Source organism: Bradyrhizobium macuxiense (assembly GCF_001542415.1).
Classification (GTDB): domain Bacteria; phylum Pseudomonadota; class Alphaproteobacteria; order Rhizobiales; family Xanthobacteraceae; genus Bradyrhizobium; species Bradyrhizobium macuxiense.
Genome location: NZ_LNCU01000019.1, coordinates 121,026 through 141,775 on the forward strand (window position 1 = coordinate 121,026; position 20,750 = coordinate 141,775).

Consider the following 20,750-nt stretch of genomic DNA (forward strand, 5'->3'; position numbering starts at 1 on the left):
ACCGACCACCCCAAGAGAAGCTCCGCATGTCAGATGCCGCCCACTACACGGTGACGGAACCTGTTCGCGACGGTGCTAGCGTCATAATCCGGGCACTTCGGCCAGAGGACGAGGCCGACATGCTGGCTGCGCTCGAACGAACCAGTGCGGAGTCGCGGCATCGGCGTTTCTTTGTGATGAAACGCGACTTCTCCGAGAAGGAGCGCACGTTCTTCATGAATGTCGACTTCAAGGAACATGTCGCACTTGTCGCCGTGGTGACGGAACATGGCCGTCCCGTCATCATCGGCGGCGGCCGCTATGTCGTCTTCGAGCCGGGACGGGCCGAAATGGCGTTCGTCGTCGTGGACGGATGGCAAGGACGCGGCGTCGGCTCGCTGTTGATGCGCCATCTGGCGAGGATCGCGCGGCAGGCCGGCCTCGAGGAACTCGTTGCGGACGTTCTGCCGGAGAATGCAGCGATGCTGAAGGTCTTCAGCAAAGCGGGCCTCACACCCGGCGCGCGGCATGATCCCCAGACGGTTCGTTTGGCTCTACAATTGGCGCGACCAAGCGCCTAGCTGCCCTTCGCGCTGCTTCTGTCTCGCGCCATGCCGTCATCCTTCGGCTCCTCTCTGCTGATAGCTGCATTACAACTAAGAGAACCGCCCTTCGTCGGCTGCGTGCTTCCATGTACGGCGATCCGCGCAAAGGGATTCCGGGCGATGACCTTGAGCGCCGCAAGCTCTTCCTTGTTCAGATATGAGATTTTTCTGGGCGGAGTGGCCACCATCTTTCCGATGGTGGAAAGTGGAATGCCGAGCTTCGCTGACAGTCTCGCGAGTCTGATCGTGTCCCGAATGGTCCCATTATCCTCGCCCCCATGCGTGTTGCCCACTGAGTGAACTCCAACCTTCGCATCCGGTGCGACGTACCGCTTCCTGCTGGCTAGAAAGATGAAAGCGCATGCCGAATCGCATTCGTTTGAAACGTATGTAGGGACCTGTCTTTGGTGTGTAAGCATGGCGATCCGGAGGCCCTCGTAGAGAGATCCGCCCCCGGAATCAAGATCGATACCAACGATTCGCCGCTCCGCGCCAAAATGCGCGCGAAACCGAACGTAGTCTCCGTCTGCAATATCCCCGCTGAGCCTTAAGACGTCTCCGGCGCAGCCGGCCACACGCGAAATATCCATTCCGAGGCAGTCCGCTGAAGAGAGAGCGGCCGCGAGGATCACCAGATGCTTAATCACGTGTTGGCCCGAATACGTGCATGTTGGGCAGCAGCTCTGACCAAAACACGATCGCGCTGATTCTGTGATTGCAGTCTGGCTGCCGATACCCCTCGGCATTGTAGTCGAACCCGGTGGCGAGGCTTGACCTAGGTCAAGGGCTGGGCCGAAGGCAAGGTAGACTGTTTGGCTGGTCCAGCGACCTCAAAATCTCATCGCTTGCGGGTCGCTCCCATCTCGGCTTTTCAACTGCGCGAGCTAAAAATGGATAAGCCCAAGGCAGACGATACGCTCGAAAGCGCATACTTGCGCGGATATCAACGAGGGGCGGCCGACGCAATGAAGGCGCACGAACTGCCAATCAATGTCGAGATTTGGGATTATGCAACGGTACGGTTAGCAGACTGGTTGGGGGCCAATCCCCCTCCGCTCCCCTATCAGAAACGTCAACAGTAGGCCTGAGACATTCCCGGCACGTCGGGAAGCGGGCGAATGATCAGCGCGACCGTCACATGAGACATGGGGAGTCGACAGGTTAGACTCTATACGTGAACCACGAATCGGGTGGTCGCTGCTGACAATCGATTTCGCAACCGCAATCCTCTTCGCTTTCGGTGGGGATCGGCAATGATCTTCCTGTTGTTCGCCGTAGCCTTGGCTGCCTTGTTTTTCGTCGGCTCGCTCATCGCACTCCGATTGGGACAACACCTCGGCTTGCGCCATCGCAAGCAAAACGGCATTGACGGCTCTGGAGGATTGGCAACCGTCGAAGGCGCGATATTCGGTTTGATGGGTTTGCTGTTGGCGTTCACCATCTCTGGAGCGCTACAGCGGTTCGACGATCGGCGACAGCTGGTCATTCAGGAAGCGACCGCGGCCACTACCGCATATGACAGGCTTATCCTTTTCGGCGGCGACGATGCGCGCAGTCTTCAAAATCGCATGAAGGAGTATCTTCGTGCTCGCATCGATCTATATCGCATGCCGCATGACTTCCTGCTGCTCAAGCGGGCCGAGGACTTTTCGAACCTTCAACAGAGCAAGCTTATCGGTCTCAAAAATCAATTATGGAACGCGGTAGTGGCGGCGTGCCCGCAACCGAACTACCGTCCCGCATGCGCGTTGGCACTCCCGGCGCTGAACAGCCTCTTTGATGTCGCGCGTCAGCGCGCGGCCGCCGCAGAAAAGCATCCGCCGCAGATCATCTTCTTCATGTTGTTTGGGCTGGTCTGGCGTGCTCACTGCTGGCAGGCTTCGGCATGGCAGCGAGCGCGGGACGTAGCTGGATACACATGGTGATTTTCGCGGGTACATTGGCCGTTGCGCTCTACATTGTCACCGATATGGAATATCCCCGGCTGGGCCTCATCCGGATCGAGAGCTTTGATCACTTCCTCGACGACGCCTATGAGCAGATGCCCTCGGTTCCAGCGGGGAACGTGGGCGATCAATGATCGCGGGTGGTCGGCGTGACCTAGGCCAAGCGTGATCGAAGCGCTGTATTGTGCTCAGTTCCTCGTCGGCGTCGGCGCGGAAGCCATCGGATCGACGGCACCTCACAATAAGGAGCGCCGATGGTTCGCTACGGTCTGATCGGCGATTGATCTGACCTATTCGCGTGCAGGGCCGGTGGTGAAACTCACCGCCGTCCACGACGCTTCCACCGGAGTGCAACAGGCGATACGCGTCGAGGCCGAATTGAATGGTCGTCGGTGCTTACTGCCAACCGGGAACACCGCGCATGTCAGGCAGATGATGAGCGATCCCTTTGTGGCAATCGATGCAGGTCTTCTCGCCGGTGAACAGGAAGCGTTGGTGGGCAACGGCGGCACGTGGCGACTGCTTGGTAATGTCCATCGAATCCGCGCTGTGACAGTTGCGGCATTCCAGGGAGTCATTGGCCTTGAACCGCGCCCATTCATGCAGCGCGAGTTCCAGCCGTTTGTCGACGAATTTTTCGCGGGTGTCGATATAGCCGAACAGCTTGCCCCAGACTTCCTGGGACGCTTGCATCTTGCGGGCGATCTTGTCCGTCCAGTTATGTGGCACGTGGCAATCCGGACAGGTCGCCCGAACGCCGGAGCGATTGGTGAAATGAATGGTTGATTTCAGCTCCTGAAAGACGTTGTCGCGCATCTCGTGGCAGCTGGTACAGAATTTCTCGGTATTGGTGACTTCCAGCCCGGTGTTGAAGCCGCCCCAGAAGATGATGCCGGCCACAAAGCCCGCAAGCACCAGCACACCCAGGCTGAACACGGTACTCGGCCGCATCAGCACGTCGATCAGCTCGATCAAGAAACTCCAGATTCGCTTCAGTAATCCCGGTCGTGGGACCTTCGAGTCCACTTCGCTCATCGCTTGCCACCCGGCGTCGCGCGGTCCAGCAGGGTATCGACATCGACGAAATCATTACTGACGGGGGGATCGGTGACGCTCTGCGGCACGTGGCATTCAGTGCAGAAGTACCGCCGCGGCGAGACCGATGCGAGGAACTGACCGTCGCGATCCATGAAATGCGTAATCGAGACCATCGGCGCCTGCGATTCACCCGTGCGCGCCCTGGCGTGGCAGGACAGGCACTTGTTGCTTCGAAGGTCGATCTGGTAGCCGTCGATCGAGTGCGGGATCACCGGAGGCTGCTCGGGATAGTTCCGCACCTCCTTCTCGGCCGAGTTGCGCATCGGCGTCATCGGTGGCGCCGGCCCCTCTTCGTTCAGCGGCGCCGGACCGCGCAGGCCGGAGCTTAGCGTCTGGGCGGCGAGCGTCCCGATGCCGCCCGCTATCCCGACGGTGAGCAGAACGATCGCCAGCTTCCTGATCATGGCCGCTACACCTTCTCGATCCGTACTGCACATTTCTTGAAGTCGGTCTGCAGCGAGATCGGGTCCGTCGCGTCAAGCGTGACCTTGTTGATCAGCTTGGACTCATCGAACCACGGCACGAACACCAGGCCGCGAGGCGGCCGATCGCGCCCGCGGGTCTCAAGCCGGGCCCGGATGAAGCCCCGGCGCGAAATCACCTTCACTTCGTCGCCGCGGCGCAGTTTTGCCTCCTGGGCATCGTCTGGATGCATGAAGCAGACGGCTTCCGGAACCGCCCGGTAGAGTTCGGGCACCCGGCGTGTCATGGTTCCCGAATGCCAATGCTCCAGCACACGACCGGTCGACAGCCAGAACGGATATTGATCGTCGGGCGATTCCGCCGGCGGCTCGTAAGGCAACGCGAAGATGCGGGCCTTGCCGTCGCCATTGCCATAGAACTGCACGCCGGCGCCTTGGCTTACGAACGGATCAGCCCCCTCGCGATAGCGCCACTTGGTCTCCTGCCCGTTCACGACAGGCCAGCGCAATCCCCGTTCACGGTGGTAGACGTCGAACGGCGCGAGGTCGTGGCCATGGCCGCGGCCGAAGGTGGCATATTCCTCGAACAGCCCCTTCTGCACATAGAATTCGAACGCCTTCGACTCGTCGTTGGCGTAGCCCTGCTCGATGTCGGATAGCGGGAACTTGTCGACCTGACCATTCCGGTAGAGCACGTCGAACAGGGTCTTGCCCCGGTATTCAGGCTTCTTTGCCAGGAGCTCCTCGGTCCAGACTTCCTCGGTCTTGAACCGCTTGGAGAACTCCATCAGCTGCCAGAGATCAGAGCGCGACTCTCCCGGAGCCGTCACGAGCTGATGCCAGAATTGGGTGCGTCGTTCGGCATTGCCATAGGCACCTTCCTTCTCCACCCACATCGCAGTCGGCAAGATGAGATCGCCCGCAAGCGCGGTGACGGTCGGATAGACGTCCGAGACGACGATGAAATTGTCCGGGTTACGAAAGCCCGGATAGGTCTCCTCGTTGATGTTGGGGCCCGCCTGCAGATTGTTGTTGACCTGAACCCAATAGGCATTGAGCAGGCCGTCTTTCAGCATGCGGCTTTGCAGCACGGCGTGGTAGCCCGGCTTGTCAGGGATAGTGCCCTCCGGCAACCGCCAGATCGCCTCCGCCTTGTCGCGATGCTCCTTGTTGTTCACGACCATGTCGGCAGGCAGACGGTGCGAGAACGTGCCGACCTCGCGCGCCGTGCCGCACGCTGAGGGCTGGCCGGTCAGGGAGAACGGGCTGTTGCCAGGCTCGGAGATTTTTCCGGTCAGCAAATGGATGTTGTAAACAAGGTTGTTGCACCAGACGCCGCGGGTGTGCTGGTTGAATCCCATGGTCCAGAAGCTGACGACCTTGGTCTTTGGGTCAGCATAAAGCTCGGCCAGCGCCTCCAGACGCTTGAGCGGAACGCCAGACATATTCGCCGCCTTCTCAAGCGTGTAGTCCGAGACGAATTTCGCGTATTCATCGAAGCTCATGTCGGTCGAATCGTTCGCCTTGGCGGCGCCGCTCGCCTTTTTTTGCAGGGGATGATCGGGCCGCAGCCCATAGCCGATGTCGGTCTGGCCGCGCTTGAAGACGGCGTGCGCTGCCACGAAATCCCTGTTCACACGCCCGGTCTGGATGATGTGGTTCGCGATCGCATTCAGGATAAAGAGATCGGAGTGAGGCGTAAAAACGATGCCTATGTCCGCGAGGTCGAACGAGCGATGCTCGAAGGTCGAGAGCACGGCGACCTGCACATGCGGTGCGGAGAGCCGGCGGTCGGCCACTCGCGTCCACAGGATCGGATGCATCTCCGACATATTGGAGCCCCATAGCACGAAGGCATCGGTGGCCTCGATGTCGTCGTAGCAGCCGGCCGGCTCGTCCATCCCGAAGGTGCGCATCATGCCGGCAACGGCCGACGCCATGCAATGGCGCGCATTGGGGTCGATGTTGTTCGAACGAAAGCCGGCCTTGAACAGCTTTGAGGCGGCGTACCCCTCCCAGACGGTCCATTGTCCCGAGCCGAACATGCCGACGCCGCTGGGTCCGCGCTTCTTCAACGCGTCCTTGAACTTGTCAGCCATGATGTCGAAGGCTTCGTCCCAGGAGACAGGCGTGAACTCGCCATTCTTGTCGTATTTGCCGCTGGTCTTGCGCAGCATGGGCTGCGTCAACCGATCGTGGCCATACATGATCTTGGACAGAAAATAACCCTTCACGCAGTTGAGACCGCGATTGACCTCGGACTTGATATCCCCATGGGTGGCGACGACGCGGTTATCCTTCGTTGCAACCATGACACTGCATCCGGTGCCACAAAAACGGCAGGGCGCCTTGTTCCAATTCAGTTCGCTGGCTTCGCGCTCCGCGATGAGGTTTGCCGCCAGCGCCGGCATGGGCATGCCTCCCGCGACCGAAGCGATCGCCGCGGCCTCCAGCTTCAGCATCTGCCGGCGATCGATCTTGGGTACGGTCATGGACATTCTCCCGACGCCGGCGGTCAGCCCGCGTCGATGGCGTGAAAGACAAGTGAGGCAGAGTAGACGTGGGGCAGTGCGGCAATGGCGTTCAGCGTCGATCCGAGCGAGCCGGCGCCAAGTGCCTCAACCACGACGACAAGCTTGCCCCGCACGTCGCGGCCATGAACCTCGCATCCCGGGAAGGCTGCGATCGAGGCCTCGACGTCCTGCAACTGCTCAGGACGGACCTGCACCAGGATGCTTGCGATTTCACCACCGGGCGGCACCGCGACGGGATCAACGGAGAGAGCGCGGCCGGTGATGAGAGCACGTCGATTGATTGCATTCTTGAGCATGGCGCTCTTCTCCCGTGCTTAATGCGCGGCGGGCGGACCGGGAGGGCCGGCCACCATGTGATAGATCCACACCACGAGCCCGTAGCTTCCGACTACGCCGACAGCGAGCGCAGGCATCACCACTGCAGTCAGAAATAAGAAGGCAAGTATTTCCATGCGCTGACGACGCGATCGTTCAATATCCTGACTCCCGACGGGCATGCCGCCTCTCTTTTCCATGTGAGAACTGACGGGATTCGAACCGTCGCCTGATCCAATCCTGAAGGACGGTGGCCTGACGGCTTTTGATCTAGATCAAGACTGGTTGGTGGGCCCATTGAGCGGTGCCTCTAGACCTTGCGGGGGCTGCATTACCTGCTTGGCGAAGCTGCCTATGCCGGACCTTCCTAACGCGATCTCGTTCCAGCCCAGGTCTTGAACAGCGAGTGCGCAACCTACAGCGTCGTTTCCGTGATAACGGACAGCGCGAGCGACACGGCATCTGGCGGTTGGCGTACCTTGATCTGCTGGGCCTCAACGTAATCGTCAAGGACGGAATTGTTCATCTCAGCGGCTTGATTGCCGAGGAGCGCTGTCGCAAGGCCGCAATCGTCGCAGCGGAGAATGTTGAAGGCGTCGTCAAGGTCCACGATCACCTGCGGTGGTTCGATCGAATCTATGGGCTCACCTCGGAGCGTTCTCCCGAGGATGAAGAATGGGCCGCAGCCGATTGACGGAGGGACTCATGCCGTACCGCTCCAACGACGACCTTCCCCTCCTGGCTCGCGATCATTTGCCGGCTCACGCCCAGGATATCTATCGCGAGGCCTTCAACCATTGCTTTGCCGCGCATGCGGACGATACCAGGCAGGAGGAGATCTCGCACCGAACCGCGTGGAGGCGACGAGGAAGTTTTTTGCGAATGCGCCAGCCACAGCGGGGCATCGCGCCGAGGTTGGTCTGCGATTATCGGGAGCAAATTTCGCAAGCGTTCGCCGCTGTTCACCAGCGTCTTATTCGACCAATATTCAACGAGCGCGGCGGAAGGCTACCTAAGTGCCTGAGATTGCTGGCGCTCCCTAGGGGAATCGAACCCCTGTTTCAGCCTTGAGAGGACCGAGAGGCGACTGCTGCAGTCCCGCCTAGAATGAATCCTTGCATTGCTTCGAGATCTCATCTGCGACGCGACACCTCGCGAGGTATCAGTCCAAGCGAAGGCGCGGATAGCAAGGATTCAATCCCAGCGGTGTCACGGCTGTTGGTGCGAGTTGCTACGGAATTGCCGCGTAGTGATTATGGTGGAGCATTTCGCTCGAAAAGTGCTCAAAACCGCCGGAAATTTGGTAGCGGGAGACCGCTACAGCCCGAAACCCACTTTTGAGAATAGTGGGGGACGCATGGTAGCGGGGGTCCGCTACATTGCTAGACCCACTATTTCCGAAGCTCCATTTTCCTACCGGAGGGCAGCCTAACTCGCGGCGTGTGCCCTTGGTAATCCGTCAAAAGCCGCCGTTCCTACGCAAACTATCGCCGGCTTAGAAATGGTCCACGATTAAAGTTAAATCCCGGAGGTGCCACCGACATCCTGTTAGGTTACGATCTAATCAACGGGTCCCTCATCGCCCAGGTGCGGTGGAAAGATTGGGATTCTCTGCCAGCGCCCCAAGGGCCTCGAAAACTGCAGTAAAATCAGCGTTTCCGGACAACCGCGGCGGGTTGCGTTGCGTGTACTGCCGGTATGTACCGATGCGCCAGCGACGTGGGCAGGACGCGCCGCCCGAAAGCACGCGATTGCTACTGGCTCCGCGGTCGGCCTTGAGGCGTCTCGGAAAGCGATGTCGAGCGACTGCAAGACCGAGGCAAAGCCGGGTCCGAATTCGCGGTCATCGGCGATGCTGCCGATGGCCTGCCCTTCGCTCGCGCACCGTGCTGCTGGATCCCGCCACTCAGACATGAATTCCAATCGGCCTGTTCCGTGTCCAGCGACTGATTGAGGAGAAAGGCTAGGCGGATGCCGGCGCGGCTGAGTTGCAGCTTCACATCCTTCTCGACTCTTTCCACGTATCCTGAATCGAGATGCTGCACCCCATCGGTGGACAGCGGCGGGCTGCCGTAGACGTCCGAAACCGCGATATCGAACGCTTCCTTCAGCCAATCCTCGGGCGTTCCCGCGGCCCACTGCCTCGCTTGTTCCGGCGTGATGTTACTCAGGAGGGATGCCGCGAGCGAGCTTGGCGGCGGGCCAAGCGCGTCCACGAACTGCGTATCCAGAAAGCCATGCAGTTCATCCTTCGACTTGTGTGGAAAGCCGTCGACGGCGACCTTCACGCTGTTGCCGCCGCGATCATGGTGGTCCGAAGAGTGTAGCGGCTGATGGATATCTCCGACAAAATGCAGAACGAACTTCAGGGCCATCACCCGTTCTTCCGCGTCCGTGTCGGCCGCGCGCAACTCCGTCCGAAATTGCTTGATTTTGTCGGTCGCGCAAACCCTGCCCGGTCCTCCGGTCGCGGCTCACCTTGAGGCAACTGAGGATGGTCGAAACAAGCGGCATTCAGATCCGTATTGTCGATTTTCCATGTCGACGAAGTGCCAGTTCTGGGTGTGCACGTAGTGATCCTTGCGGTGGTTCGAATCCCGAAACTTGTCGGCCCACGTCGCCGCGCTAGCTATATCATGTCTGGTGACGTCGTCCGAGTCGGACCTCAGCATTGCGGTAACCTGTTTCTTTGCCGCCGGCGTCAGGCATTGCTGAGCGATCAGCGCAACCGTCTTGTGCCCATCGTCTCCCACGCGAAGGCGCGGTTCGATAGGATCAAGAAGGCCAAGAAAGACAAAGCAATGATTCTCATGGCATCCCGAATGGATTAAGTTGAAATATTCATACTCTCGCAGCCCGGCGCTTGGCACGCCGACTGGCATTCGCACCCGCGCCGATTTACTACTACGGCGCTGCCGGGCTCGGACCGAGGGTACCCCCTAGGGTGACAGTCCAAAAATGCCGCGTTAAGTCCTTCATCCTTCCTCACTCTCACCGGCCTCGCTGAACGTTGAGCGCTCGACCAGACGAAGAATCATTGGGACCTCCTCCGCCGGTACCTTCTCACCGGTTCCGCCTAACGTTGTCCGCGTGCATTCCGACTTTCGAGATGCTCGAAGGATATGTCGCGCGAGCGCCGATCAACCTGCTGCGCAGGACCGCCGGCCAGATTACGATCTTGGTGGGAAAGGGTATCGAAGGAACGCGATCTGGTTCTCGTGGAATGTGGGCGTGCCAGATCGATCATCGTTTCCTGCAGCGGTGGACCGCTATCAGGATGAGGGTCTTCACGCGACGTGGCGACCCGGACGCACTCGATTGGGAAGTTCTATGGCGATGCTTGTCGCCGGATATGTTCGATGACAGGGGGCTTCGTCTGGAGCTTCCCTCCGAGCGAGGCTCGTTCGGATACTACGTATTTTTCGCCCAGCCCGACGGCGGCAGCATCTACGGTAAGCGCGAGATCACCATCGGTGACCAGGACGCATTCGCCTATCATCACCTTTTGATCGCCGATCCGCAGCCCAACGGCATCAAAGTAGCGGATCGCCTGATGAGATCGGCGGTGGAACTCTACATGAGCTTGAGATTTAGACGCATCGAGCTTCGTGCCGGTCTGTCGGGGGGCGGACGCTTGTGGCCGAAGTACGGGTTCCGACCCAAAACGCCGGCCGATTGGAACGGCTGCAAGGACCGGATAAGAACAAATTTACGAGGCCTTGATGAATCGGTGCAACAAAGGTGGGGAACTACGGTTGAGAGGTATCTTAAGTCGAATTCACTCCGAACGATCTGGAACGTGAGTGATTTACCTCATAGAATTCAAGGGCATAAGCTCGGCGATATCTTGCTTACCGGCACCAAATGGCATGGTATACTCGATCTTGAGGATCCGGAGACGATTAGCCGTCTGGCTGCCCGATTGAACACGGTGTGAACCATGAGAGCACTTTTTTCGGCGACTCCGAAAGTGAAATCCGACGCCAGGAGCGGTCCCGTGACCGAGGTCGACCTGTTGCAGCAAAGCTTGGACGAGATGGATCGGACCCATCCGGGTTGGGATCACGAGGCCCTCGCTGCGGCGTGCAGAGCAGCCCTGGAAGACGGCGTCGACGAGGAGGCGCTTGAGCAGACCTACGGCCAGGCAATGCTGCGGGACGCCAAGCTGGCTGCCAAGTCGAACGTGATCGATGACATGGTATTCGTCGAACCGGTCGGCTCGGAGCCGGCCCGCTATCTCGCGGACAGCGTGCCCGGCCGCGTGGTCGGATACGGTCACATCTCGGACGAAAATCAAGGCCTGCTCAAGCTCATGCACGTCGGAGACCAAGTCGAAGTCGTCCGGACCGCCGGCGCGGTCGGCAGAGTCGTTATGAACGGCAAGAAGCTCCTGGCGGTGGGTATCACCGCCATAGCGTCGTCGCTGAACGCGAACGCGAAGGGCCGTTGAACGCCGTTCGACCAAGCGGGCGACGCCTACGCCCGGACGTCCAAGCTCCCACATCGCTCTTGTAACTCATCGTCAGACCCGACCAAGCGCATGCGCGGGCGACTCCGTCGGGAAGCCGACGTGCGAGCCGAGAATCCTCCGTCCGTCGCGTCCACTGGGAAGGCTCCTAGCTTGACGAGGGTTCGACCTCTTCGGAAGCTTTCGTCGCGTCCGAAGTCGAGGGGAGAGCGCCCATGGTCGAACCGAAAGGACCGAAGCCACCCGGTGCCGAAGACGGGAAACCGACCTTGCAACCGCCGGCGCCCGAATCGGAGATACTCGCTACTCCCTCGCCGGTACCGACGGCGGACGCCGATGTCTCGAGCGACGCGCAAGTCAAAAGGGCGAACGCCGAACATAAGCCGACCGATACCGAAGGCGCGCCGCTTCCTGGGTCCACCGCGACCGAGAAGGCCCCGACGGCTGGACGCCTTCAGTCGTCCCCGGAATTGATCACGGATTTCCGACGTGTCTATCTGCACGAATATTGCGAGATCACGCAGGCGATTCCGCCCGTCGGACTGGATGCTCGGACGCCTTCGACGTCGGACGGCATGATCGGCATCGCGCTGTCGGGAGGCGGCATCCGTTCGGCTTCTTTTTGTCTGGGCGTGCTCCAGGCGCTGAACGCGGCCGAGCCGATACAACGCTTTCACTATCTGTCGACGGTCTCGGGAGGCGGGTACATCGGAACGTCGATGACGGTGTCGATGGCCTACGACGACGACTTCCCGTTCGGCAAGACGGGGCGCGATCCGGGCGAGACGGTCGAAACCGGTCATCTGCGCGACCACTCGCGCTATCTTCTTCAGGACGGTCTTCCATCCGCGATCTCCGCGGTGGCCATCTACCTGCGCGGACTCGCGATGAACATCGTCGTGATCCTGCCGTTCCTCTTGTTTGCGGCCGGGATGCTGGCCCTTGTCGCCGACACCAGGCGTCTGGACGGCCTTCCGCAATGGCCGTCATCCGCGCCGGAAGGAATAAAGGCGACGGGCTTTCCTTGGTCTATCCTCGCGCTGGGCGCGCTGTTCCTGTTGCTTGTGGTCTACGCGCTCATCGTATCCGTCTGGCCGATCGTCAAGGTTCGCAATCGAAAGATATTCGCCAGGGCCGCGGGCTACATTCTATTTTTTCTGATCACTCCGCCCGTAGTGTTGGAGGCTCACTTCGCGCTTCTGAGGCTGATGTTCGGCGTCCATACGGATGCGGCGACATCCGCGTCGCCTTCCGGCGGTTATTTCGAGAACTGGGCGAGGATCGTGGCCTGGCTAACTCCCGTCGTGCTTGCGGTCCTTCCCTTCGTGCGTTCCCTCGCCGACAAGGCCCTGACGTCCGCGACCAAGGGAATTTCTGACGCAGCCTCGAAGTGGACGAGCCGCATCATCCTGGTTCTTCTCGCGTTGGTGATTCCTCTGTTGCTGTGGGTCGTCGTCCTTCAATTGGCGTACTGGGCCATTGGAGTCTCCGCGTGCGCGAAGGGCGCGGCGTGCGGTCCGGAGGTGATGGATGGCTGGAGGCATGCTCCGTCGGTTCTCGTCAAGTGGTTCGGCTACTCCAACGAGGTTCCGTCGGCGGAAGTCGATCGATCGGCCGCTTTCTCCTACTTCGGGGCCGGAGCGATCCTGCTGGTCCTGACGTGGCCCTTCTTCAATGTGAATTCCAATTCCCTGCACCAACTCTACCGAGATCGGCTCGGACGCGCTTTCCTGTTCAGGAGGGAAGAGCCCCGTGTCCGGACCGCGCGGTTTCCCAAGGTCTCGCAACTCGTCGATTGTCTGCGGCAGCTGCTCGGCGTTCCGAAACGACAAGCGATTTCTCGGCCGAGCCAGGAATTGAGACAAGTCGACACGACCCGCTTCAGCGAGATTAAGCCGCGCAAATCGCCCTATCATCTGATCAACACGGCGTTGAACGTTCCCGGCTCCCGTTTCGCGAACCGTAGGGGTCGTAACGCGGATTTCTTCGTCTTCAGCCGCCTCTTCGTAGGAAGCGAAGCGACGGGCTACGTCGATACGGCGCTCGCCGAAAGAGTGACTGACGGATTGAACATCGGCACCGCGATGGCGATATCAGGCGCTGCGGCGGCGCCCAATATGGGCATCGCGTCGATGCGGCCGCTGTCCCCTACGATAGCATTCTTCAACGTCAGGCTCGGTCGCTGGCTACGTCATCCCGCCGACATAGTGAGAGTTGCGGGATGGTGGGCTCCGCTGCGCTGGTGGTTGGGAAGGGCGGGTCCGGTCCACCTGCTCAAGGAAGCGTTCTTCAAGTCGGGAACGACGATAACCGACGCAGCCATCGATTCGAAGACCGGTGCCGGCTTCGTCTTCCTGACGGACGGAGGTCATATCGAAAACCTGGGGATCTACGAACTACTCCGCCGACGTTGCCGCCTCATAGTGGCGGTCGATGGCGAAGCAGATCCCGACATGATGTCATCGTCCCTGGTGCAGCTACAGCGTTTCGCGCGGATCGATCTCGGAACGACGATCACGATGGACTGGCAACCGATAGCCAAGCGTTCGCTGCAGGTATCGGAAGATGTCAAGAACAAGGTACGCGATCCGAAGCACGGACCGCATGTCGCGTTGGGCCTGATCGACTATCCGCCGCTGCCCGGCGGTACCGAGCGGGAGACGGGTGTTCTGATCTACTTGAAATCATCGCTCAGCGGAGACGAGAACGATTATGTGGCTGCGTACAAGGCGGCACATCCGGCGTTTCCGCACGAGTCGACGATGGAACAGCTCTTCTCCGAGGAACAATTCGAGTGCTACCGCGCGCTGGGGGAGCATATAGGTCGCAGGATGATCTCCGGAGAAGATCCGGTGTCCGTATCGGGGCAGCGCCAGTTGGAGTTGCTGCGGCTTGCCCGCGAGTACTTTCCCAACATCTGCTGATGGCGGGCCGTGTGCTGGCGGGAACATCCTCGCGACGGACCTGAACCGCGCGGTGCTAGACAATACCACCGTCGCATTCCACGAAGGCTACGTGAACTACCCTTTCACCTGCTCCCTTAACAAGCTCGTCACGCACCACGTCGGCTCGGAGCCGCCGCACTAGCTTTCCGCTCCGGCTCCGCAGACGCGGCTGGGGAATCCCCGGGGTTGTGACCTCGGATCGCCGCCCTAGGATCGGAGGTCAGATCGACACGGCACGGTGCTCCCGGGACTGGAAGGTCAAGGCCTCGGCGCACGGTTTCGGTGCTAGAGTCGGCCGCCGTCGGGCAGGGATCGCTCCGAAATGGAAGAGACAGAGCACGAGGCCGAGCGCATCATCCTCGTTCATGGCACGGGCGCCGCCGACATCGCCGATCGCGGCAGTCGCTGGTGGCAGTTCGGCAGCCTCTTCCAATCCCACGTGCAATCGCGACTTGCGGGCTTTTGCTTTGATAAGCCCTTTCATTGGTCGGGCGCCAACCTCGAGGATCGGCGATACCTCGCCGGCATGGAACTTCTCGCGCGGCTGTACGATCTCGAGGGAACGCGGTCGGCCTACCATCTGGTGGCGCACAGTCATGGCGGCTCCGTGGTGTGGCACTGCCTCGTCGCGTCCGCGCGGGCAGGGAAAAAGCTCAAGGGGTTGAAGAGTTGGACCACGATAGGGACGCCATTTATCGCCTTTCGTTCTCTTCAGACCGATCTGTGGCTCGTAGTCGCGTGTCTGACCGCGTGCAGCCTCTTCGCGATGTCGCTGGCGCCGGCCTCGCCGGACGAACTGCTCGAAGCCGTGAAGAGACTGCATCGGGACGGTCAGACGCTCCCGATCGCGATCTATGCGACGCTCCTGACGTTGCTTGCCCTGATCGCGGTATTCGCGGTTCTGACGGTGGCGCAGCCCTTGATCGCTTGGTTGAAGGACCGGCACCTCGCCGGCTCGGAACGGCGTGCGAAGGACTGGTACGGTAAGCTTTGGCTGGGTCTGTGGCACACGCTGGACGAACCCATAAATCTGATCGCCGGGACGTTGGGGACGGCTCCGTACATCGCGCCGCGGTTCAGCACGACCAGTCTCCTGAAATTCGTACCCTTCCTCGTTCCGCTGTATGACACCCTCTTCGCGCGTGCGGCCGACGAGTTCATCTGGTCGAAGATCGCCCAGAGGGCGCAAGGCAGCAACATTGTGGGCAGGAGGGTGGCATCCGTCGGTCGCGCTCTGCTCGTCATGTCGCCCGGTTGGGGACCGCTGCCAACCGACATTTCCGCGCGCTTGACCGAGCGGTCGAATCTCCGCGCGGGCGAGACGGTGGACCGCCTCCGTGCCCTGTTCGAAGGGGCGTACGATTCCCAGGGGTCGGAAGTCATATTCAGGACCGCCGCCCGATCAGTCACTTTCCAGGAGCTGATCCACACCTCATACTTCGATGACGACGGAGTTCGCGATCTGATCGCCAGTTGGATCCGTAGATCCTCCTCGCCGCCCGAGTCGGTCGAGGCCACTGTTTTTCCGTCCCCTCCCGATTTCCGCGCGTCCGAGACCGCCACGGCGCCGAAGAAGGGATCGGGCCTCACGCGGCTCAATCTGGTCTTCGCCCTCGCTTTGATTGCAACCAGCGGCCTTTTGGCGACCGCGACCCTTTCGTACTTCGGCGCCAGGATCGCGCCGGCGACCGATCGCTACCAGATCGAGAGCATCGCGGACGCGATGCGTCGCCCGTCGGTCACGAGTGTCGGCGCGGATAAGGCCCTTCCCGGGGTGCTCGTCCGCCTTGAGGCTCTCGGCTACGGGCCGAGGGCCGAAGCGTTCCTGGACGACATCGGCGACATCATCGCGATGCGGAATGCAGCCGAGGAGATAGGTTATGCGCTGGGTTACGCCGGAGATTTCGACAGGCTCGAAGCCGTGGCTTTGAGGTCCCGCGACAGTGAGGGCGTTTCGATCCAGATCCTGAGCGTTAAATCGGCCGCCGTTCTCGGCGCCGTTGCGGCCGGGCGCGTGCCGCCTGACGATCTGATTGCCGAGCTCAGGTCGCAATTCGTGCGCAAGGCGTCGGGCCCTTCCATGCGGACCGTCACGCGCGCCTTGATCGCTTTCTACACGAAGGCCCAGAACCACGTAGAACTCCTGACCAAGCTCGTCACCGACAGAGGTGCCTCTCCCATGCCGAGCGCGCCCATGGTCACTCCGTCCAATCTGGCCATCGATCAGACGGACGATTGCTTTTTCGCCTACTCCATAGCCCTGAGCCCCGACCTCAGTCCGGCCGAACGGCTCGACATCGTCCGGAAAGTCGATTGCCGAATCGACGACGACACGAGATTTATCGCGACGTTTCTTTCCTCGCAGATCGACGCGCCGGACTACGAAACGATACGCACCCTTGTCCGGGGCAAACCGATCGAGTCTATTTCGGCGAAGAACGCGCTACTCGGCGACCGAGATGGCGACGACAAGGAGGAGACGGTTGAAAACGTCGTCCGCCGGGTCGTTACGGCAATCGAGATAGGGAAGGCGTTCGAGCGCTTCCGGTCCGCCGACTTGAACGACGCTTTCGATGCCGCGGACGACAAGGTATCGACCTCCTTCGCATTGCACGTGATGAGTGGCGTGGCCGAACGGCTTGTTCGGATCGGAGACGATGAAGGGGCGAACGAACTGTATACTCGCCTGGAGCGCGACATTCCTCAATTGTACGCAGAACACCCAGCCGAAGCGTTCAAGAACGAGTTCTTCGAGGCCGACTCGATCGCCGCGTTTCGCGGGCTCGTGGCTCATCTTCGGACAATCGGGCAGCGGGAGAGAGCGGAATGGTGGACGCGGCAGACCTACGCGATCCTGCTGGACCGGAAGGATGACGACAACAAGCTCCGTCCTTGGTGGTACGCGACCATAGCGGACTCCGCTCGATCTCTGAATTTGACGAAGCTCGCGAGCGAAGCGCTGCAACTCGGATTGGCGTTGAAGGATCCGGCGCCGGAGGAGCGCAGCGTTCGGGGCGTGGTCGAACTGGCGACGGTTGCGGCAGCACTGGATGGAGCGGATCCTGGCCAGGTTACCCGATCGGCCCTGGAGAAGGCCACCGACTGGCTCAATCGCGTATCGCAGACCGAAGGGCTGGAGGTCGATCTGGTGCGGCTCGTTTCCGGATGGTCCCATATCCGCGAGCTTCCTCGTGCCCGCGAGGTGGCCGAGCACTCCCCGAGCAAGCGCGCGACCCTTGCGGGATACGTCGCAATTTTGGACACGGCCATCGACAAAATCGGTTCCCGAAAGCCGGCAGCCCGGTTGTCGTTAGAGCGCATTGTCTCGGGTTGGCGCGATTGACGGAGGAGCAGGGCCATCATGGAAAGACCCTGTTCCGATCGCTTCATGGGACCTTCGCGAGAGGCGCGAGTTGGACGCAGCCGGGCTCCGCTATTTTCACCAACCCCGAGCGACCAAGTCGGAACATTGCCCGTCGATTGTCGGCTGCCAATTTTTTGCGACGCTGGCACCGGCACCAAGCGGAAGGTCGGTAAGGAACTTGCCGCAACACTAGCGCTCGAACAAGGACTGCTTCACCGCATCGAATGTAATCGCCCAAAGCTGATGTGCCTTCCAAAGACCGAGCGCTGCCGGTGGCGTTCCGAATTTGGCCAATCCGGATCTGCTCGGAGCGAAAAGATACGCGCCGCCGGTTGGCTTTATCCAATCCGCGACAGGAGCGGAGATCTGGATCGGGCCAGCGGGGCTCTGTATCTGCATGGTGCGCAGGGCCCCGTCGGAGCGACCGACCAGGAGATCGTTGCCGCGACCCGGATTAAGGGCACTATTCATCCAGTGCTGCGTGAGAAATTCGAACTGAGATTTCACGGAGGATTGGAAGGCGAGAAAGGCTAGACCTCTGTCGTCCTGCGGCGCCGCGTCGTAGAGCGGCCCGAACGGTACGCCTCGACGGAGTATTCGCGGTACCTCAAGCACGTCCTTGGGCCCGTTCCTCGGATTGATCTTTCTTATGTGGGCACCGAGAGGGCAAGAGGCTCCGTCGGGATCACCTTTGAAGTCGAAGTCGTTGCTGGGCGGAAACTGGCCTGGATCCCGGGTCTGACCGGTTGCGACTGGAGTGCCCGACTGCCAACGTCCAACGATCAGGGCCCCAAGAAGGTCGGCGGTAAGTCCCGGCCACTGCGGAGCGAGACGCATCGCTTCCGCCGCGCAGAAGGCACGAAATGCCCCGACGTCTTGAGCGAGTCGGCGGAATACGAGAAGAGATCCATTGTCGGTCAACCCTCGCGGATCGACCACGGGCCAGAAGGGGTCGGATCCCGCATCCTTCGGATAGCCGAAGAGGAAGTTGCCGGGCTGCAGTTCGCCGAGATCGTCAAAGCCGGCGACCTGCGGCTGGGAGATCCCGTCGCGAAAGCCGAAATGTTCCCGGTCGTCAAGTCTGCGCAACGTCTCGCGATACGTCGCGGACATTCCGGCTGTCAGAGCGCTCGTCTCCAGATCCTGCGCCCGCGAAGCTGCGACTGCTTCGTCGTTTGAAGCGACGATCAGGAGAACGTCCACCGGCGCTTGCGTGCCGCCGACGCGCCAACCTGAGGGGTCGGACTTGTCGCCGAGCACGGACGGAGCGCGCTTTGCCATGCCGTTGTTGAAGGCATCGTCGCGAATGAGCACATCGAATTGCGTCTTGCTGAGAAGACGTTGACCTATTCCGACGCAAAGCCAAGGACTTACGGTCGCGGCCGACGACTTCATGGCCTCCCGCTGCGCGCGGACCTGGGAAACTGTGGTGACCGCCGGCGATAGGCTCGCCGCCCAGGCCGCCGCGCGCTGGAAATCCGCAGCATCCACCACGGTGAGCGCCACCAACTCCTGGATGTCCGTGTTGAACCCCCCGAGGACGTTCCCCTGTATGTCGTTGATATCCAGAACCCGATCGGTCATCTAACGACCGAACGCGGCTGGATCGCCGACATCGTTTTGGAGGCCGGCTTGACGGTCGACACCGCGACGGCGGCATTTGCAGGAAGCAGATCCGGGAAAGCGGGCCGAAAGCCATCGCTGCAGCTCCCGTCGCTCAATTCGAGCTGCGCGCCCTTTCGGCAGCATGTCGCATCACACTTCACTTCGGGGCCGACCGAAGCATCGCTCCTCTTCCACCGAGTGACGAAAAGGTGGACCGAAAGCAACTCCGCTACCTGGCCCGGGAAGAGAACCTTGTTTCCGCCGACCAACAAATCTTGGATCGTCAACTTTTCCTTGGCCGGCACTTCGAGCTCGAGACGCAGTACCCGACTGGCGGAAGCATCCCAAAGATCGGCGCCGCGTACGACGCGCCACCATTCTCTTGGCACCTTCGTCGAATTGTCCGGCAGCAGGAGGCCGGTATCTTCGATGCCAGCGATGTACAGACCCACGGGGTTGGCCAACGTATATCGATAGCTCTGCAACACCTGGGCATAAGCCTGCTGCGAGATCAGCGGATCGCTATTGCGGTTCGGATTCCCTCCCCGATTGCAGCACAACAGCTTCTCCGCGTCGCTTCCGTCCAGCCGCGTACCGTCGGCCTTCTTCCGTATGATTCCGGAAACGCCGGCGAGGTTGACTTCCGCGCCGAGCGAATTGGCGCGGTGCGACAGATGAACGATGCCTGGGTTGATGTTGTACCTGTTGCGGGGATTGAAGCCACCCGGCTCGACCACAGCCTTCGTCGTGCCGTTCTTGAGACGGCGATAGATACCGTCCTTGGCGCGGAGGTCGTCGGCCTTCAGATCCGGCAGGCCCGTGAAGTCCTTGTAGAGCTCCAGAGCGCGGCCTTCGTCGTGGGCGAACAATTCGGAGAAATAGTCATATCCCTCCGCCACGAACGTGATTTTCGTAATTCTTCCCTGTTCGTCCCGCCGTGCGGCCCATTCCAGATATTCGTCTTGGCGATCGCGAACGGGAAGGTGAAGGACCCTGTCGTGCCGGTCGATGAAGACGCCGGCAGGATGGTCCTCCTCTCCGAGATGCTCGACCGCTCTGTAGTTTCCGTCGGGATCGCCATCCGCCGGCGGATAATCAGGCCACGGGGCCCTTCGGGACACCGCTCTCGGAAATCCGTTCCATGGCTGGATCGGCAGGGTCTCGGCGCCCGCCGGCGGCGCGGTGCGGGTGGGATCGACGTAGGCGAGCGTGTCGCGCTCTGCTTCGATCTGATCGTCAGTCGGGCTTTCCACGCCCAGACTGGAAGCGGCAAGGATCGCGATGATGTCACGTGCTTCCTTTTCCATGGCGCGGTGCCAGTCGATCGGATTGCGGAAATCCTTAAGTCCGGCGGGCGCCTCGAAAATCCAATCGGTCATTCCACCTCTCCCCACAGGTTGCAGAGTACGACATCACGCCACTTTCGTAGAAACTTGCACCGCCGTTCGAGATAGCCGCTCGGCACGGAC

At 60.8% G+C, this 20,750-nt stretch carries 17 protein-coding genes, 1 tRNA gene and 2 pseudogenes; 10 read left to right on the forward strand and 10 right to left on the reverse strand.

Translation table 11 applies throughout. The features are described 5' to 3' along the window. Positions 1 to 26 precede the first annotated feature (26 nt). Positions 27 to 560, forward strand: coding sequence for a GNAT family N-acetyltransferase (locus AS156_RS04370; RefSeq protein ID WP_066500466.1), 534 nt, complete (start codon positions 27 to 29; stop codon positions 558 to 560). Here AS156_RS04370 and AS156_RS04375 read toward each other — a convergent pair. Beyond that, a complete protein-coding gene (locus AS156_RS04375) occupies positions 557 to 1,231 on the reverse strand; it encodes a COG3904 family protein (protein WP_136625997.1) in 675 nt (224 codons plus the stop codon). The two genes, AS156_RS04370 and AS156_RS04375, sit on opposite strands and share 4 nt — an antisense overlap. A gap of 243 nt (positions 1,232 to 1,474) precedes the next feature. Here AS156_RS04375 and AS156_RS41750 point away from each other — a divergent pair, with 243 nt between their 5' ends. The 3 genes from AS156_RS41750 (at position 1,475) to AS156_RS42700 (ending at position 2,664) form a co-directional block, all read left to right on the forward strand. Beyond that, positions 1,475 to 1,666, forward strand: a complete 192-nt coding sequence (locus tag AS156_RS41750) for a hypothetical protein (protein ID WP_136625998.1) — start codon at positions 1,475 to 1,477, stop codon at positions 1,664 to 1,666. A 171-nt stretch (positions 1,667 to 1,837) separates the two neighbouring features. After that, on the forward strand, positions 1,838 to 2,509 hold the full coding sequence (locus AS156_RS04380; protein ID WP_082747318.1) for a bestrophin-like domain: 672 nt from the start codon (positions 1,838 to 1,840) through the stop codon (positions 2,507 to 2,509). After that, a complete protein-coding gene (locus AS156_RS42700; RefSeq protein ID WP_160331051.1) occupies positions 2,503 to 2,664 on the forward strand; it encodes a hypothetical protein in 162 nt (53 codons plus the stop codon). Before AS156_RS04380 ends, AS156_RS42700 begins: the two co-directional genes overlap by 7 nt. Before the next feature lie 262 nt (positions 2,665 to 2,926). Here AS156_RS42700 and AS156_RS04385 read toward each other — a convergent pair whose 3' ends face one another. Genes AS156_RS04385 through AS156_RS04405 form a run of 5 tightly spaced genes read right to left on the reverse strand, consistent with a single transcriptional unit; the run spans position 2,927 to position 7,081 of the window. Further along, complete coding sequence (locus AS156_RS04385) at positions 2,927 to 3,565, reverse strand: NapC/NirT family cytochrome c (protein ID WP_066500471.1); 639 nt, start codon at positions 3,563 to 3,565, stop codon at positions 2,927 to 2,929. Next, positions 3,562 to 4,032: a nitrate reductase cytochrome c-type subunit gene (locus AS156_RS04390; protein WP_066500477.1), complete on the reverse strand. Its 471-nt coding sequence runs from the start codon at positions 4,030 to 4,032 to the stop codon at positions 3,562 to 3,564. Before AS156_RS04390 ends, AS156_RS04385 begins: the two co-directional genes overlap by 4 nt. A 5-nt stretch (positions 4,033 to 4,037) precedes the next feature. After that, positions 4,038 to 6,542 (reverse strand): nitrate reductase catalytic subunit NapA, encoded by a 2,505-nt coding sequence (napA, locus tag AS156_RS04395; protein WP_066500660.1) that lies wholly within the window; start codon positions 6,540 to 6,542, stop codon positions 4,038 to 4,040. Positions 6,543 to 6,565: 23 nt separating this feature from the next. Next, positions 6,566 to 6,880: a chaperone NapD gene (locus AS156_RS04400; protein ID WP_066500479.1), complete on the reverse strand. Its 315-nt coding sequence runs from the start codon at positions 6,878 to 6,880 to the stop codon at positions 6,566 to 6,568. A gap of 18 nt (positions 6,881 to 6,898) precedes the next feature. Next, complete coding sequence (locus tag AS156_RS04405; RefSeq protein ID WP_066500661.1) at positions 6,899 to 7,081, reverse strand: periplasmic nitrate reductase, NapE protein; 183 nt, start codon at positions 7,079 to 7,081, stop codon at positions 6,899 to 6,901. 308 nt (positions 7,082 to 7,389) lie between these two features. Between AS156_RS04405 and AS156_RS40300 the strand changes: the two are divergent. After that, a pseudogene (locus tag AS156_RS40300) lies at positions 7,390 to 7,593 on the forward strand (BON domain-containing protein); the annotation flags it as partial. A gap of 11 nt (positions 7,594 to 7,604) precedes the next feature. After that, positions 7,605 to 7,970, forward strand: coding sequence for a ChaB family protein (locus AS156_RS45735; protein WP_066500485.1), 366 nt, complete (start codon positions 7,605 to 7,607; stop codon positions 7,968 to 7,970). On the opposite strand, the gene AS156_RS42645 is transcribed toward AS156_RS45735, so the two are convergent. Both AS156_RS42645 and AS156_RS43930 read right to left on the reverse strand, forming a co-directional pair. After that, a tRNA-Glu gene (locus AS156_RS42645) sits at positions 7,930 to 7,998 on the reverse strand. The two genes, AS156_RS45735 and AS156_RS42645, sit on opposite strands and share 41 nt — an antisense overlap. 655 nt (positions 7,999 to 8,653) lie before the next feature. Beyond that, positions 8,654 to 9,781, reverse strand: a pseudogene (locus tag AS156_RS43930) (S1/P1 nuclease). A gap of 227 nt (positions 9,782 to 10,008) precedes the next feature. Here AS156_RS43930 and AS156_RS04425 point away from each other — a divergent pair. The 4 genes from AS156_RS04425 (at position 10,009) to AS156_RS04440 (ending at position 17,655) form a co-directional block, all read left to right on the forward strand. Next, positions 10,009 to 10,836: a hypothetical protein gene (locus AS156_RS04425; RefSeq protein ID WP_066500490.1), complete on the forward strand. Its 828-nt coding sequence runs from the start codon at positions 10,009 to 10,011 to the stop codon at positions 10,834 to 10,836. A gap of 60 nt (positions 10,837 to 10,896) precedes the next feature. Beyond that, positions 10,897 to 11,349: a hypothetical protein gene (locus tag AS156_RS04430; protein WP_136626000.1), complete on the forward strand. Its 453-nt coding sequence runs from the start codon at positions 10,897 to 10,899 to the stop codon at positions 11,347 to 11,349. A gap of 233 nt (positions 11,350 to 11,582) precedes the next feature. Further along, a complete protein-coding gene (locus AS156_RS04435; protein WP_066500495.1) occupies positions 11,583 to 14,291 on the forward strand; it encodes a patatin-like phospholipase domain-containing protein in 2,709 nt (902 codons plus the stop codon). Positions 14,292 to 14,634: 343 nt separating this feature from the next. Then, positions 14,635 to 17,655 carry a lipase family protein gene (locus AS156_RS04440; protein WP_066500497.1) on the forward strand — a complete coding sequence of 1,007 codons (3,021 nt, stop codon included), beginning with the start codon at positions 14,635 to 14,637 and terminating at the stop codon, positions 17,653 to 17,655. 210 nt (positions 17,656 to 17,865) lie between these two features. Here the strand turns inward: AS156_RS04440 and AS156_RS04445 are convergent, their stop codons facing one another. Together AS156_RS04445 and AS156_RS04450 are read right to left on the reverse strand one after the other, a co-directional pair. Continuing rightward, on the reverse strand, positions 17,866 to 19,260 hold the full coding sequence (locus AS156_RS04445) for a Dyp-type peroxidase (protein ID WP_066500499.1): 1,395 nt from the start codon (positions 19,258 to 19,260) through the stop codon (positions 17,866 to 17,868). After that, positions 19,257 to 20,660, reverse strand: coding sequence for a hypothetical protein (locus tag AS156_RS04450; RefSeq protein WP_066500500.1), 1,404 nt, complete (start codon positions 20,658 to 20,660; stop codon positions 19,257 to 19,259). The genes AS156_RS04445 and AS156_RS04450 overlap by 4 nt, the downstream gene beginning before the upstream one ends. Positions 20,661 to 20,750: the final 90 nt, after the last annotated feature.

Coding starts and splice junctions, on each gene's coding strand:
- AS156_RS04370 (WP_066500466.1), top strand. CDS start 27: ATGTCAGATGCCGCCCACTACACGGTGACGGAACCTGTTCGCGACGGT.
- AS156_RS41750 (WP_136625998.1), top strand. CDS start 1,475: ATGGATAAGCCCAAGGCAGACGATACGCTCGAAAGCGCATACTTGCGC.
- AS156_RS04380 (WP_082747318.1), top strand. CDS start 1,838: ATGATCTTCCTGTTGTTCGCCGTAGCCTTGGCTGCCTTGTTTTTCGTC.
- AS156_RS42700 (WP_160331051.1), top strand. CDS start 2,503: ATGGTGATTTTCGCGGGTACATTGGCCGTTGCGCTCTACATTGTCACC.
- AS156_RS04385 (WP_066500471.1), bottom strand. CDS start 3,565: ATGAGCGAAGTGGACTCGAAGGTCCCACGACCGGGATTACTGAAGCGA.
- AS156_RS04390 (WP_066500477.1), bottom strand. CDS start 4,032: ATGATCAGGAAGCTGGCGATCGTTCTGCTCACCGTCGGGATAGCGGGC.
- napA (WP_066500660.1), bottom strand. CDS start 6,542: ATGACCGTACCCAAGATCGATCGCCGGCAGATGCTGAAGCTGGAGGCC.
- AS156_RS04400 (WP_066500479.1), bottom strand. CDS start 6,880: ATGCTCAAGAATGCAATCAATCGACGTGCTCTCATCACCGGCCGCGCT.
- AS156_RS04405 (WP_066500661.1), bottom strand. CDS start 7,081: ATGCCCGTCGGGAGTCAGGATATTGAACGATCGCGTCGTCAGCGCATG.
- AS156_RS45735 (WP_066500485.1), top strand. CDS start 7,605: ATGCCGTACCGCTCCAACGACGACCTTCCCCTCCTGGCTCGCGATCAT.
- AS156_RS04425 (WP_066500490.1), top strand. CDS start 10,009: ATGCTCGAAGGATATGTCGCGCGAGCGCCGATCAACCTGCTGCGCAGG.
- AS156_RS04435 (WP_066500495.1), top strand. CDS start 11,583: ATGGTCGAACCGAAAGGACCGAAGCCACCCGGTGCCGAAGACGGGAAA.
- AS156_RS04440 (WP_066500497.1), top strand. CDS start 14,635: ATGGAAGAGACAGAGCACGAGGCCGAGCGCATCATCCTCGTTCATGGC.
- AS156_RS04445 (WP_066500499.1), bottom strand. CDS start 19,260: ATGACCGATCGGGTTCTGGATATCAACGACATACAGGGGAACGTCCTC.
- AS156_RS04450 (WP_066500500.1), bottom strand. CDS start 20,660: ATGACCGATTGGATTTTCGAGGCGCCCGCCGGACTTAAGGATTTCCGC.